The sequence below is a fragment of the Microcoleus pseudofavosus SVA1_A4 genome (genome assembly GCF_036700565.1).
GTDB lineage: Bacteria > Cyanobacteriota > Cyanobacteriia > Cyanobacteriales > Microcoleaceae > Microcoleus.
Genome location: NZ_JAUBPE010000132.1, coordinates 1 through 10,654, shown reverse-complemented (window position 1 = coordinate 10,654; position 10,654 = coordinate 1). Strand labels below are relative to the sequence as shown.

The following is a 10,654-nucleotide window of genomic DNA, read 5'->3' as shown; positions in this document are numbered from 1 at the left end:
GTTAAATGCCTCGCATAAAGTTGGTCAATAGCCTTCATAGCCTTGATTTCGCCTCTCGACAATTAATCCACCCTGCTACCGCTCCTGCTGTCTGGGGTTCGTAGCTTAATTGGTAAAGCATCTAACTGGCTGTTAGAAAGATATAGGTTCAAATCCGATCGCAATCCACCACACCAATTTTAGATTTTAGATTTTAGATTTTAGATTTACTCCACAGGTGAATCTTTTAAGCGCGGTCATTCGATTTTCGATTTTCGATTTTCGATTTTCGATTTACTCCAGAGGTGAATCTTTGACGCGGAGTCATTCGATTTTAGATTTTAGATTTTAGATTTACTCCAGAGGTGAATCTTTTACACGGGGTCATAGCTCAATTGGTAGAGCGCTTGCTTTGCACGCAAGAGGTTAGGAGTTCGATTCTCCTTGATTCCACTGCGGTGTCTGAAGCCAAATCGGTAGCGGCGCTGGTTTGTGGAACCAGTAATAGCGGGTTCAATTCCCGTCAGACACCCCTTGGAAGATGCCGCTAAATGGTTGGCAACCAGTCTTGAAAACTGGGGTACAGTTAACTGTAAGGGTTCGATTCCTTCATCTTCCTTTTAATTAACCACCGGAAGTCGAAAAGCGAGACACCGTGCTGATAACGCGGCGATAGGAGGGGCAGTACCTCCTCGGTGGATGGATTGGTTTATAATAAGTCTAGGTGAAATTGTTGTAATTTCACCGGATAAAAATAAAGGTTAAATATGAATTTAAAAGATTACAATTACTATCTAGTGCTTGACCTTGAAGCAACCTGCTGTGACAAACAAGGAACTCTCAAACAGAGTGAGATGGAGATTATTGAGATTGGAGCCGTTATGCTTGAAGCAGAAACGCTAATTATTATTGATGAGTTTCAAAGCTTTATTAAGCCAGTTCGCCATCCTATGCTGACTGAATTCTGCAAATTGCTAACATCTATTTCTCAGGCACAAGTCGAGGAAGCTCCCACTTACCCGGAGGCGATCGCACTTTTGAAAAAATGGCTGTCTGGTTATTCAAACGGCGTGTTTGGTTCTTGGGGTGATTTCGATCGCAAACAATTTGAACAAGACAGCAATTTTCACAAAGTACCTTTTCCCATTGCTTATCCTCATGTCAATCTCAAACAATTGTTTACAGAAAAGCAAGGTTTGCGAAAACGGTATGGCATGGCGAAAGCTCTGCAACTCGCGGGTTTACCGCTAGAAGGAACTCATCACCGAGGCATTGATGATGCTAGAAATATCGCCAAACTGTTGCCTTATATTCTGGAGCGAAAACAGTTGTCCTGATTTGCGATCGTACTAGAGTAAGAAAAATTATGGGGAGGTCGCCTAAGTGGAATGGCACCGTAAAAACTTTGGAAAAGCGGCTCCCAAAAGGACGATCGGGTTTGTTGAGTAGGGTAAAAAGTTGCTTCGCGACGTTCCCTGAAAACGCAAACTGGCAGCGGGTTGCAGAAGCACTGAAAGGAATTAACAGTCCGAGATGGGGGCAGTTCCCGTCTGCTTGCGGGCAGTAAGGAAGCGCGTTTCCTGAAAGTTGCTGTCGATCGATGCGGGTTCGAGTCCCGTCCTCTCCACTCAAGGTTCAAGTCCAAATCGAAGAGTTTCAACCCGTGCCCTAACAGTTAAAGCATACATACTCGGCTGTTAACCGACTAAAACCAATGCTTTACGGACTTGCACGGGTTGAACCTCAGAACCTCAGTTGTTCTTGAGGTCTAAATCGCGATCGTAGCTGCCGATTGGTCGCAGTCTGGTCATCAACTGCTTCAGCAAGAAGCCGTTGCTGTTCCAAGCGGTATAAGGAGTAGCCCCTTGTCCCTTCAGGCACAAGGTTTGTCGGGCTTTGTTGTGGCAGATATTTGCCAGCAGGCTGACGACTGACACTAAGCCGAGTTCATCGACAAGGGCTTCGAGTTCATCTTGAGTCACAAGCACACCTCCAGGGTTGACTATTCCTGAACTATACCATATAGTACCTTTCGAGGATACTCGGGGTATACTAATGGTTACTTAGATTCAGTTTCCTCCACGAGGTTGTATTCCTTGATAGCCGCCATGACTAGCAGAGTGGACATAGGAACTCCTGTCTGCTGGGAGATGTTTCTCAGTTTTTCGTGCAAACGCTTGGGAACTGTGACTTTAATCACAGCAGTCTCTTCTTTGTCAGCCATTTCAAGCAGTTATGTTTAGTTGACATCAGCTTATCCTCTTTCCGAGTACCGATCGCACCTTGCTGCGATCGTCTGTAGGGATGCGGGCGCAGCGCGATAAAATGGCTGCTGCTGCGAAACTGTCCGCTAACCAATAAAAAGGTCGATCGCAAATCTCTAACCAAGGGAGCGATTGGATATATTAGTTACATTCAGAAGCAAGCAGTAACCAAACAACTTAATAAAATAAGGTGAAACATGAGAAAACTAAAATATTACGTTGCTTGCACGGTTGACGGGTTTATTGCTCGCGAAGATGGCTCATTTGATTGTTTTCCTATGGAAGGGGAGCATTTCGCTGATTTGTTCGATTCCTTTCCTGAAACGTTTCCGGCTCACTTTCAGGAAGCACAAGGCATTCGTGCAGAGAACAAGCAGTTCGATGCGGTTTTGATGGGACGAAAAACCTATGAGGTAGGGCTAAATTTTGGTGTAACTAATCCTTATCCCACCTTGAAGCAGTATGTCTTTTCGCGCACTATTGAAGCCAGTCCCGATGAGAATATTGAACTTGTTTCGGACAATCCAGTCGCAGCGGTTAAGGAATTGAAAAAAGAAACGGGTAAAGACATCTGGCTGTGCGGTGGTGGCGCTTTAGCGGCAACTCTTTTTTCTGAGATTGACGAGATGATTGTTAAGTTAAATCCGGTAGTAATCGGATCGGGAATTCCTCTTTTTTCGCGTGCACTCGATCCGACAAACTTGGAACTTACCGATCGCAAAATCTATAGCAACGGTTTCATGTTGCTTCATTATCGAGTGAAGCATTAGCAATCGGGACTTTATGCGTTGCAATTGCTGGGGGCAAAAAAGGACTGAAGTGTTTACTACACAATGATTTTTTAGGAATTACACAAACGCTGAATTTTTATGGGTGGTTAGCAAAGCGGTTATGCACCCGGCTTTTAACCGGTACCAGATAGGTTCAACTCCTATACCACCCACTCAATCGATTTTAGATTTTAGATTTTAGATTTTAGATTGAGGGAAATCTGTGAGATTTTAGATTTTAGATTGAAGGGCATATAGTTGCATGGGATCTGCTGCATTTATTTGCGTTCATCTGCGTTATCTGCAATTATCTGCGGTTAAAAATTTCAAAACTTGGAAAGTGCGGCTGTGTGGACGGCAACTGGTTTGGAATACCAGGGTGCAGCGAAAGCTGTAGAGGTTCGACTCCTCCACTTTCCTTTTTAATCATTAGTCATCAGTCATTAGTCATCCATAACAGGCTAAAGACTAAAAACTCATGATTAGAAACCCAAATCAACTCTTAGAGGAGAATCAAATGTAATGTCACGCACCAAATTTGAACGGAACAAACCCCACGTCAATGTCGGTACTATCGGTCACGTTGACCACGGCAAAACAACCCTAACAGCGGCGATTACAATGACGCTGGCTGCACAGGGTCGGGCCAAGGCTAAAAAGTACGACGAAATCGATGCTGCACCGGAAGAAAAACAGCGGGGAATCACGATTAATACGGCTCACGTTGAGTATGAAACTGGCGATCGCCATTACGCTCACGTTGATTGTCCGGGTCACGCTGATTACGTGAAAAACATGATCGTGGGTGCCGCTCAAATGGATGGTGCAATCCTCGTCGTGTCGGCGGCAGATGGTTCGATGCCTCAAACTCGCGAACATATCTTGTTAGCGTGGCAAGTGGGAGTGCCGAAGTTGGTTGTCTTTTTGAATAAGAAAGATATGGTGGACGATGCGGAAATTTTGGAGTTAGTCGAGTTAGAAATTCGCGAACTTCTCAGTTCTTACGGTTTCCCCGGCGATGATATTCCAATTGTCGCAGGTTCGGCACTGAAAGCGCTGGAAAAGATGACTGCTAATCCGAAAATATACCGCAGCGAGGATGAGTGGGTTGATGGCATTTACAATTTGATGGATGCGGTAGATGACTGGATTTCTACGCCCGATCGCGATATTGACAAACCTTTTCTGATGGCTGTTGAAGATGTGTTCTCGATCAAAGGTCGGGGAACTGTCGCCACGGGCAAAATCGAGCGGGGTAAAATCAAAGTCGGCGATACTGTGGAATTAGTGGGAATCCAAAACACTCGCACGATAACTGTTATCGGTGTTGAAATGTTCCAGCAAATTCTGGATGAAGGAATGGCTGGAGATAATGTCGGTTTGTTGCTTCGCGGCATCCAAAAAGACGAAATTGAACGGGGTATGGTGCTTGCTAAACCCGGTTCTATTCAACCTCACACTGAATTCGATTCTGAGGTTTACGTGCTGTCGGAAAAAGAAGGCGGCCGCCGCACTCCTTTCTTTGCGGGATATCGCCCTCAATTCTTCGTGCGGACAACGGATGTTACAGGTACGATCGCATCTTTTACGGCTGATGACGGGAGTGCGCTCAACATGGTAGTTCCGGGCGATCGGGTTAATATGACTGTGAAGTTGTTGCAGCCGATCGCGATCGAACAAAATATGCGTTTTGCCATCCGCGAAGGCGATCGCACTGTCGGCGCCGGTGTCGTCTCCAAGATTCTCAAGTAGGCAAAAGGGCGATCGGCTAAAATCAGTAAGGTGGGCTTTTGCCCGCCTTACTAATTTTTACGATTATGTTTGAGTTAGTATGGGAGTAATTTAAATTATGGAATTCCCGTTATGAAGATTATTGAGTTAGAAAGCAGGCAGACACTAGATGAGGCGATCGCCCTAGCAAAAGGCGAAGCAGTTGTTTTGCGCCAGCCTGACGGCAAAATGTTTGCCCTCGCGCCAATTGATGATTTTGAAGTCGAAGTGGAACTGCTCAAAAAAAATACTTATTTTATGGCTTTTTTGAAAAACTTATCTCAAAAGAAAGCAACAATTTCACTGAGTTTATTGCGAAAATAGTTAGGATTGTGAATACAGTCAAACATTGCGACCTTGTTTAATAAATAATTGAATTTAATCAAAAAATACAATGAGTGAGGAATTATGTCAAGCAGTTCGCTATCAGGATTTTGAGAGAGTTATTGCTCTCCTAGAGCGAGGTGACTATATAAATTTCCGAGATGAAAGTTGCTTAGATAGCAGCCCTCTACACCAAGCAATTATGATAAAATCCTTCAGGATGGCTGAAATATTAATTGCTAGGGGTGCAGACGTTAACGCACCAGACAGAAGTAACTATACACCTCTACACTTATCTATCCACTATAAAAATATAGAATTAGCAAAATTGCTGATAGACTCTGGTGCTGATGTAAATTTCCGGTGCAGTTGTGGCTCTATAAACACTCCTTTACACGCCGCAGCTTGGGACAATCAATTCGAGATAGTTGAAGCACTTATTGCTGCTGAAGCAAATATCAATACAGTCAACTCTCTTAACGAAACACCCATTCAGGTTGCCGCTTCTAGGGGACATCGAGAAATTGTCGAACTACTTTTTTCTAAAGGTGCGGTTATTAACACGCACGTTTCTGCTGCGCTCGGTAATATCCAGGATGTTAAGCTTTATCTCGAACAAGGGGGAGATCCAAATGCTCGTATAGTAAGAGAATCTAACGGTCATACTTTGTTGTTCTTCGCAGCAGCAAATAACCAGCTTGAGGTAGCTAAACTACTGATTGAATGCGGTGCAAATGTGAATTATGAATGCGCTCAGGGTTATTATGCCTTAAGCATTGCTTCCAATTGGGGTTTTGTGGAAATGGTGCGGCTATTAATCTATAATGGAGCTAATATTGATGTCGTTACAGATTGGGGTGATGGAGTCTTAGATTTAGCAGTAGATAACGGACACCAAGATGTTGTACAGCTATTGCTACAACGCGGACTTTCCGTAGAAGGAAGTCCTCATAGCTGGCATGGAAATCTTATCGATCGAGCCGCTGCTGGAGGACGAAAAAATCTTATTGAGTTTTTACTTCCTCAAGGAGGAACAATTAGCAAAAAAGCAATTCACTATGCTGCTGAACAGGGACATAAACCCGTTGTAGAACTTCTAATCACTTGTGGAGTTGATGTCAATGCTAAAGACTATAGCGAAAATACAGCTTTACACAAAGCAGCTCTAGAGGGACATTTGGAAATTGCGCAACTCCTCTTAATTTCAGGAGCATATGTCAATGCTAGAGATAATAACGGAGATACACCCTTACACAAAGCTGTTTTACTCGGTCATTTAAAGATTGTACGATCGCTGTTAGCTTCGGGAGCAATGGTGAATCCACAAAATCAACGGGGCTGTACCCCTATTCAATTGGCTGATTGCAGAAATTATCGAGATATATTTGATGTTTTGCTCGCTCACTCGCTCAAAATAGGATTAAATCTGCGATCAGCTGATAAGAAGCGATGTAAATCATTGTAAGATTTTACTGCAACAGACTCCTTATTTTATAAGGTATTATAGAAGCGATCGCCCACAAATTACGATTATGAATTCGACACCAAGCACTCAAACAAGCATTATCCGAACAGGACGCGGACTGACGATCGGAGGTACGCGCATTACCCTATACGACGTGATGGATTATGTCACCGCCAGTTATCCGCCAAAATTGATCCGCGAAAAGCTTTGTCTCACTGACGAACAAGTCAATGTCGCCCTTTCTTACATTGAAGCAAATCGCGCTCAAGTCGAGGCAGAGTATCAAGAAGTTTTGCAAATAGCAGAGGAAAATCGACAGTATTGGGAAGAGCGAAATCGCGAACATTTTGCTCGCATCGCTCAACTGCCACCGAAACCAGGTACAGAAGCTCTCTGGGCAAAACTCCAAGCACAGAAAGCAAGGCACGCATCAAACGCATGAGTTTTTTGACAGACCACAATCTTGAGGGACACGCCGTTATTCTCTTAGGAAATATTGCCAATCAGGGCTGGCTTGCTCTCTTACCTATCCGCTTTGTTACCTTTGAAGAAGTTGGGCTATCAGTTGATAGTGACGATCGCATTGTCTGGCGATTTGCCTAAGAAAGCCAGATGATTTTGCTGACCGCAAATCGAACTATGAAAGGAGAAGACTCCCTAGAACAGGTGCTTCGTGAAGAAAACACGCCCGATTCATTTCCAGTGCTGACAATCGGAAATGTTGATAGAATCGACGATCGCGATTATCGAAATAGATGTGCCGATAGAATAGTTGAGATTGCGCTCGATATCGAGCAATACATGGGGGTTGGTCGGCTATTTATCCCGTGAACCATAAAGCCTAGTTTACGTTCCATATATTGTAGGGGCGGGTTCACCAGTATTCTGCAATTCAAAGCCAACAAATTCATAAACCCGCCCCGCCATATCTTTGTGTCACTAATTCGTGCGGACAACGGATGTTACAGGTACGATCGCATCTTTTACGGCTGATGACGGCAGCGCGATCGACATGGTAGTTCCGGGCGATCGGGTTAATATGACTGTGAAGTTGTTGCAGCCGATCGCGATCGAACAAAATATGCGTTTTGCCATCCGCGAAGGCAATCGCACTGTCGGCGCCGGTGTCGTCTCCCGAATTCTCAAGTAGACGCTTTCGGAACCAATTAGAATCAGTAGGGTGGGCAAAAGTCCACCTTACTCATTTTTTTATGTATAATTACTCATATTCTTGTAAGGTTATGTAGCAGTAATAAAGCTGTCATGATATTTCTTTTTCCTAGCGATTACTTCAATCCAAAACAGGTAGATGAGATGTACATCGAGCAAGCTGCATCGCTTAATAAAGCAGGATTCAACACGGCGGCTATTTGCTTAGAATCCTTGGGGGACAATTCACCTAAAATCAGCCCGCCGCTTCCCCAAAACTCAGAAGTAGTTTACAGAGGCTGGATGCTTTCACCCTCGGAATACGAATTGTTGGTTAATGCTGTAGAGAGCGCAGGAGCTTTTCCCTTTACCTCTCAAGCTGAGTATTTATTAACGCACTATCTACCAAATTGGTATCCTGCCATCGCCGATTTAACCCCAATAACAAAGTTTTACACCATTGATGATGATTTGGAAAGTGAATTGAGAACATTAGGCTGGGAAAGGTTTTTTATCAAAGATTACGTTAAGTCTCTCAAAACCTCAGCCGGTTCAATTATTGAACACCCATCAGAAATTAGAGCGATCCTTGCCCAGATGCAAAAGTTTCGAGGAACAATAGAAGGTGGGATTTGTGTGCGACTTGTCGAGGATTTTGTTGTAGAATCCGAAAAGCGTTACTTCGCTGTACGCGGCCAACTGTTTGCTGCTTGTGAGAACGAAGAAATCCCTGATATTGTGAGGGAATGTGCTGCGAGAATTCACAGCAAATTTTTCTGTGTGGATGCAGTAGAACGTCAAGATGGAGTCAAGCGAATAGTAGAGATTGGAGATGGGCAAGTATCAGACCTGGTTGGATGGTCGGCCGAACGTTTTGCACAACTCTGGGGCAGATAAGATAAGATCGGACAAACTCGTTATTTTATAATGTTGAGCCTTGGCGATTGGTAGAATAAATTGTATACTGAAAAAATATGATTTAACTAACAGGGGTTAAATGCCTACCAACGCACAATTGAGGGGTTTGTATCGAATTGGCTACCAGTTGACGTATTTAATGTTTCAGCCCATTCACCTCATTTGCATTGACGATCGCACTCAAAATTTATTCATCTTGGCAGGAAATAATGAGGAAATCGAGTTGGAAATTACGCCGAATGGGGAGGTGCTGTAATGAGTCAAATTAACTACAGTGCAATGTCTTACCGAGAGTTAAGGCGGTACTTTCTTGACCACCGAGACGATCGAGCTGCTTTTCAAGCTTATCTAGCAAAACGTCGGGAACGATCGCCGAGAGTCATTACAACAGTTGACGATCCAGACTTTGATGTCAAAATTCAGACAGCAATTCGCCAGCAAATAGCACAGCATCAGAAGTAGCGCAGTACAGCGCCATAACACCGCATTGCAGCGAATAAACGAAAGCCGCTACTTAAGTTGCTTGAGGTTGTAATGGCGCGATCGCACTTGCGTTAAATATTGACCCCGGGCGATCGCCACAAATTTATACAAAAATAGTTGAATTTTCAGAACAGTTGTGTTATAGTAGCCTAGATGCGGGAGTATAGCTCAGTTGGTTAGAGCAGGTGACTCTTAATCTCAAGGTCGAAGGTTCAAGTCCTTCTACTCCCATCCCAAATCTTGAACCCAAATTTATCGAAACTCACGAGTGCAATCAACGGCTGTAGCGGTTGGATGCGTCTGCGTGTTTGCGTTGTGGGATTTTTAATGCCGATCGACCGATCGGCTCATCTGAGCGATAAAACTGCGTTAGCGAAGCCCTCGAAGAGGATCGCCCAAGCTATTTTTAAACTGAATAACAACAGGAAATGGTGATTAGCTATGATGGCAAATCTCTCGGCGCGCTGCTATGGGGGCGATCGCGATTTAGATGCGATCGCCCATTTAATCAATACTTGCGAATCAGTCGATCGGCTCGATGAAGGCACTTCCATCTCGGAACTACAACAAGAATTTAACGCACCGTCTCTAGATGTAGCACGCGATATCCGCCTTTGGGAAGATGCGGAGGGAAAATTAATCGGTTTTGCTCAGTTGTCGGTTTCTGAGCCTGGGGAAGTAATTGACGGTTGGCTGTGGTTTCGCGTCCACCCCGACGCGCGCGGAGGCAATGTGGAAGCAGCCGCGATCGCCTGGAGTGAAGTGCGGATGCGCGAGGTGTCTGCGATGCGGGGCGGGCGCGTGAAGCTGCGAACCTACGCGCGCGCTGAGGATTGCGATCGCATTTCTGTGCTGGCAAGTTGCGGTTTTAAGGTCGATCGCTATTTTTACCGAATGGCGCGATCGCTCTCTGAACCCATCCCAGAACCGGACTTTCCCGAAGGTTTTGCCCTCATTCAGTTCCCCGGCGAACAGGATGCGGAAGCTTGGGTAGAAATGTTCAACCAGTCGTTTATCGATCACTGGAATCATCACGATTTAACGGTGGATAAATTTAAGCACGAGTTAGCTAAACCCGATTATAGAAATGATTTAGACTTGATTGCTGTTGCTGATGACGGCACATTTGTCAGTTTTTGTTACTGCCAGATTAGTGTGCAAGAGTGCGATCGTACCGGGCGCAATGAAGGCTGGATTGCTTGTCTCGGCACTAGGCGCGGCTTCCGCAAAATGGGATTGGGACGAGCCATGTTGCTCGCTGGTTTGCATCGACTGAAAGCTGCCGGTGTCGCTACTGCTATTCTCGGCGTCGATGCTGAAAATTCCTCCGGTGCATTGCGGCTTTACGAATCAGTCGGCTTTCACAATATTCGCGACAGCATTTCCTATGTTAAGGATGTTTGATTGATATTTTTTGGTGAAACAACCCGGTTTCTGGCTACCCGTGCATAAGTCCTAAGCTGAGACGCAGCTAGATTGTATAATATAAAAAAATAAGCAATCATTAGTTATAGTGTATGCCAGCCAAAAAC

General features: G+C 44.6%; 14 protein-coding genes, 7 tRNA genes and 1 pseudogene. 20 read left to right on the top strand and 2 right to left on the bottom strand.

Translation table 11 applies throughout. The features are described 5' to 3' along the window. Positions 1–94 precede the first annotated feature (94 nt). The 5 genes from QUA02_RS32055 to QUA02_RS32035 all read left to right on the top strand — a co-directional run bounded on the left by QUA02_RS32055 (position 95) and on the right by QUA02_RS32035 (position 1,316). Positions 95–171: transfer RNA gene (locus tag QUA02_RS32055), tRNA-Ala, on the top strand. Between the two features lie 188 nt (positions 172–359). Continuing rightward, positions 360–432, top strand: a tRNA-Ala gene (locus QUA02_RS32050). 5 nt (positions 433–437) lie between these two features. Then, positions 438–511 (top strand) — tRNA-His (locus QUA02_RS32045). Positions 512–515: 4 nt separating this feature from the next. Then, positions 516–598: transfer RNA gene (locus QUA02_RS32040), tRNA-Ser, on the top strand. Between the two features lie 148 nt (positions 599–746). Next, positions 747–1,316, top strand: a complete 570-nt coding sequence (locus QUA02_RS32035) for a 3'-5' exonuclease (RefSeq protein ID WP_333033742.1) — start codon at positions 747–749, stop codon at positions 1,314–1,316. A 414-nt stretch (positions 1,317–1,730) separates the two neighbouring features. Here the strand turns inward: QUA02_RS32035 and QUA02_RS32030 are convergent, their stop codons facing one another. Further along, positions 1,731–1,961, bottom strand: coding sequence for a hypothetical protein (locus QUA02_RS32030; RefSeq protein WP_333033740.1), 231 nt, complete (start codon positions 1,959–1,961; stop codon positions 1,731–1,733). Positions 1,962–2,038: 77 nt separating this feature from the next. Continuing rightward, positions 2,039–2,203, bottom strand: coding sequence for a ribbon-helix-helix domain-containing protein (locus tag QUA02_RS32025; protein WP_333033738.1), 165 nt, complete (start codon positions 2,201–2,203; stop codon positions 2,039–2,041). Between the two features lie 237 nt (positions 2,204–2,440). Here QUA02_RS32025 and QUA02_RS32020 point away from each other — a divergent pair, with 237 nt between their 5' ends. The 15 genes and pseudogenes from QUA02_RS32020 (at position 2,441) to QUA02_RS31950 (ending at position 10,526) form a co-directional block, all read left to right on the top strand. After that, a complete protein-coding gene (locus tag QUA02_RS32020) occupies positions 2,441–3,013 on the top strand; it encodes a dihydrofolate reductase family protein (protein ID WP_333033737.1) in 573 nt (190 codons plus the stop codon). Positions 3,014–3,114: 101 nt separating this feature from the next. After that, positions 3,115–3,186: transfer RNA gene (locus QUA02_RS32015), tRNA-Lys, on the top strand. Between the two features lie 162 nt (positions 3,187–3,348). Then, positions 3,349–3,433, top strand: a tRNA-Ser gene (locus QUA02_RS32010). A 102-nt stretch (positions 3,434–3,535) separates the two neighbouring features. Further along, entirely contained in the window at positions 3,536–4,765 is a 1,230-nt protein-coding gene (gene tuf / locus QUA02_RS32005; protein WP_333033735.1) for an elongation factor Tu, read from the top strand. Between the two features lie 111 nt (positions 4,766–4,876). Beyond that, positions 4,877–5,107 carry a hypothetical protein gene (locus QUA02_RS32000; protein WP_333033734.1) on the top strand — a complete coding sequence of 77 codons (231 nt, stop codon included), beginning with the start codon at positions 4,877–4,879 and terminating at the stop codon, positions 5,105–5,107. Between the two features lie 70 nt (positions 5,108–5,177). Further along, positions 5,178–6,572: an ankyrin repeat domain-containing protein gene (locus tag QUA02_RS31995; RefSeq protein WP_333033732.1), complete on the top strand. Its 1,395-nt coding sequence runs from the start codon at positions 5,178–5,180 to the stop codon at positions 6,570–6,572. A gap of 67 nt (positions 6,573–6,639) precedes the next feature. Next, positions 6,640–7,014, top strand: a complete 375-nt coding sequence (locus QUA02_RS31990) for a DUF433 domain-containing protein (RefSeq protein WP_333033731.1) — start codon at positions 6,640–6,642, stop codon at positions 7,012–7,014. Beyond that, entirely contained in the window at positions 7,011–7,175 is a 165-nt protein-coding gene (locus tag QUA02_RS31985) for a hypothetical protein (RefSeq protein ID WP_333033729.1), read from the top strand. The genes QUA02_RS31990 and QUA02_RS31985 overlap by 4 nt, the downstream gene beginning before the upstream one ends. Before the next feature lie 36 nt (positions 7,176–7,211). Beyond that, positions 7,212–7,403, top strand: coding sequence for a hypothetical protein (locus QUA02_RS31980; RefSeq protein ID WP_333033726.1), 192 nt, complete (start codon positions 7,212–7,214; stop codon positions 7,401–7,403). 112 nt (positions 7,404–7,515) lie between these two features. Further along, positions 7,516–7,722, top strand: a pseudogene (locus tag QUA02_RS31975) (EF-Tu C-terminal domain-related protein); the annotation flags it as partial. Between the two features lie 113 nt (positions 7,723–7,835). Continuing rightward, positions 7,836–8,618 (top strand): ATP-grasp domain-containing protein, encoded by a 783-nt coding sequence (locus QUA02_RS31970; RefSeq protein WP_333033724.1) that lies wholly within the window; start codon positions 7,836–7,838, stop codon positions 8,616–8,618. 100 nt (positions 8,619–8,718) lie between these two features. Continuing rightward, positions 8,719–8,895 (top strand): DUF6888 family protein, encoded by a 177-nt coding sequence (locus QUA02_RS31965; RefSeq protein ID WP_333033723.1) that lies wholly within the window; start codon positions 8,719–8,721, stop codon positions 8,893–8,895. Further along, a complete protein-coding gene (locus QUA02_RS31960) occupies positions 8,895–9,101 on the top strand; it encodes a DUF6887 family protein (RefSeq protein WP_333033721.1) in 207 nt (68 codons plus the stop codon). The genes QUA02_RS31965 and QUA02_RS31960 overlap by 1 nt, the downstream gene beginning before the upstream one ends. 178 nt (positions 9,102–9,279) lie before the next feature. Next, positions 9,280–9,353 (top strand) — tRNA-Lys (locus tag QUA02_RS31955). A 210-nt stretch (positions 9,354–9,563) separates the two neighbouring features. Beyond that, positions 9,564–10,526, top strand: coding sequence for a GNAT family N-acetyltransferase (locus tag QUA02_RS31950; protein ID WP_333033719.1), 963 nt, complete (start codon positions 9,564–9,566; stop codon positions 10,524–10,526). The last annotated feature ends 128 nt before the right edge of the window (positions 10,527–10,654 follow it).

What these genes read in the sequence shown, in the direction of transcription:
- QUA02_RS31960 (WP_333033721.1), top strand. Translation starts at nt 8,895, where the DNA reads ATGAGTCAAATTAACTACAGTGCAATGTCTTACCGAGAGTTAAGGCGG.
- QUA02_RS31995 (WP_333033732.1), top strand. Translation starts at nt 5,178, where the DNA reads ATGAGTGAGGAATTATGTCAAGCAGTTCGCTATCAGGATTTTGAGAGA.
- QUA02_RS31980 (WP_333033726.1), top strand. Translation starts at nt 7,212, where the DNA reads ATGAAAGGAGAAGACTCCCTAGAACAGGTGCTTCGTGAAGAAAACACG.
- QUA02_RS31965 (WP_333033723.1), top strand. Translation starts at nt 8,719, where the DNA reads ATGCCTACCAACGCACAATTGAGGGGTTTGTATCGAATTGGCTACCAG.
- QUA02_RS31950 (WP_333033719.1), top strand. Translation starts at nt 9,564, where the DNA reads ATGATGGCAAATCTCTCGGCGCGCTGCTATGGGGGCGATCGCGATTTA.
- QUA02_RS31985 (WP_333033729.1), top strand. Translation starts at nt 7,011, where the DNA reads ATGAGTTTTTTGACAGACCACAATCTTGAGGGACACGCCGTTATTCTC.
- QUA02_RS32020 (WP_333033737.1), top strand. Translation starts at nt 2,441, where the DNA reads ATGAGAAAACTAAAATATTACGTTGCTTGCACGGTTGACGGGTTTATT.
- QUA02_RS32035 (WP_333033742.1), top strand. Translation starts at nt 747, where the DNA reads ATGAATTTAAAAGATTACAATTACTATCTAGTGCTTGACCTTGAAGCA.
- QUA02_RS32000 (WP_333033734.1), top strand. Translation starts at nt 4,877, where the DNA reads ATGAAGATTATTGAGTTAGAAAGCAGGCAGACACTAGATGAGGCGATC.
- QUA02_RS31970 (WP_333033724.1), top strand. Translation starts at nt 7,836, where the DNA reads ATGATATTTCTTTTTCCTAGCGATTACTTCAATCCAAAACAGGTAGAT.
- tuf (WP_333033735.1), top strand. Translation starts at nt 3,536, where the DNA reads ATGTCACGCACCAAATTTGAACGGAACAAACCCCACGTCAATGTCGGT.
- QUA02_RS32025 (WP_333033738.1), bottom strand. Translation starts at nt 2,203, where the DNA reads ATGGCTGACAAAGAAGAGACTGCTGTGATTAAAGTCACAGTTCCCAAG.
- QUA02_RS31990 (WP_333033731.1), top strand. Translation starts at nt 6,640, where the DNA reads ATGAATTCGACACCAAGCACTCAAACAAGCATTATCCGAACAGGACGC.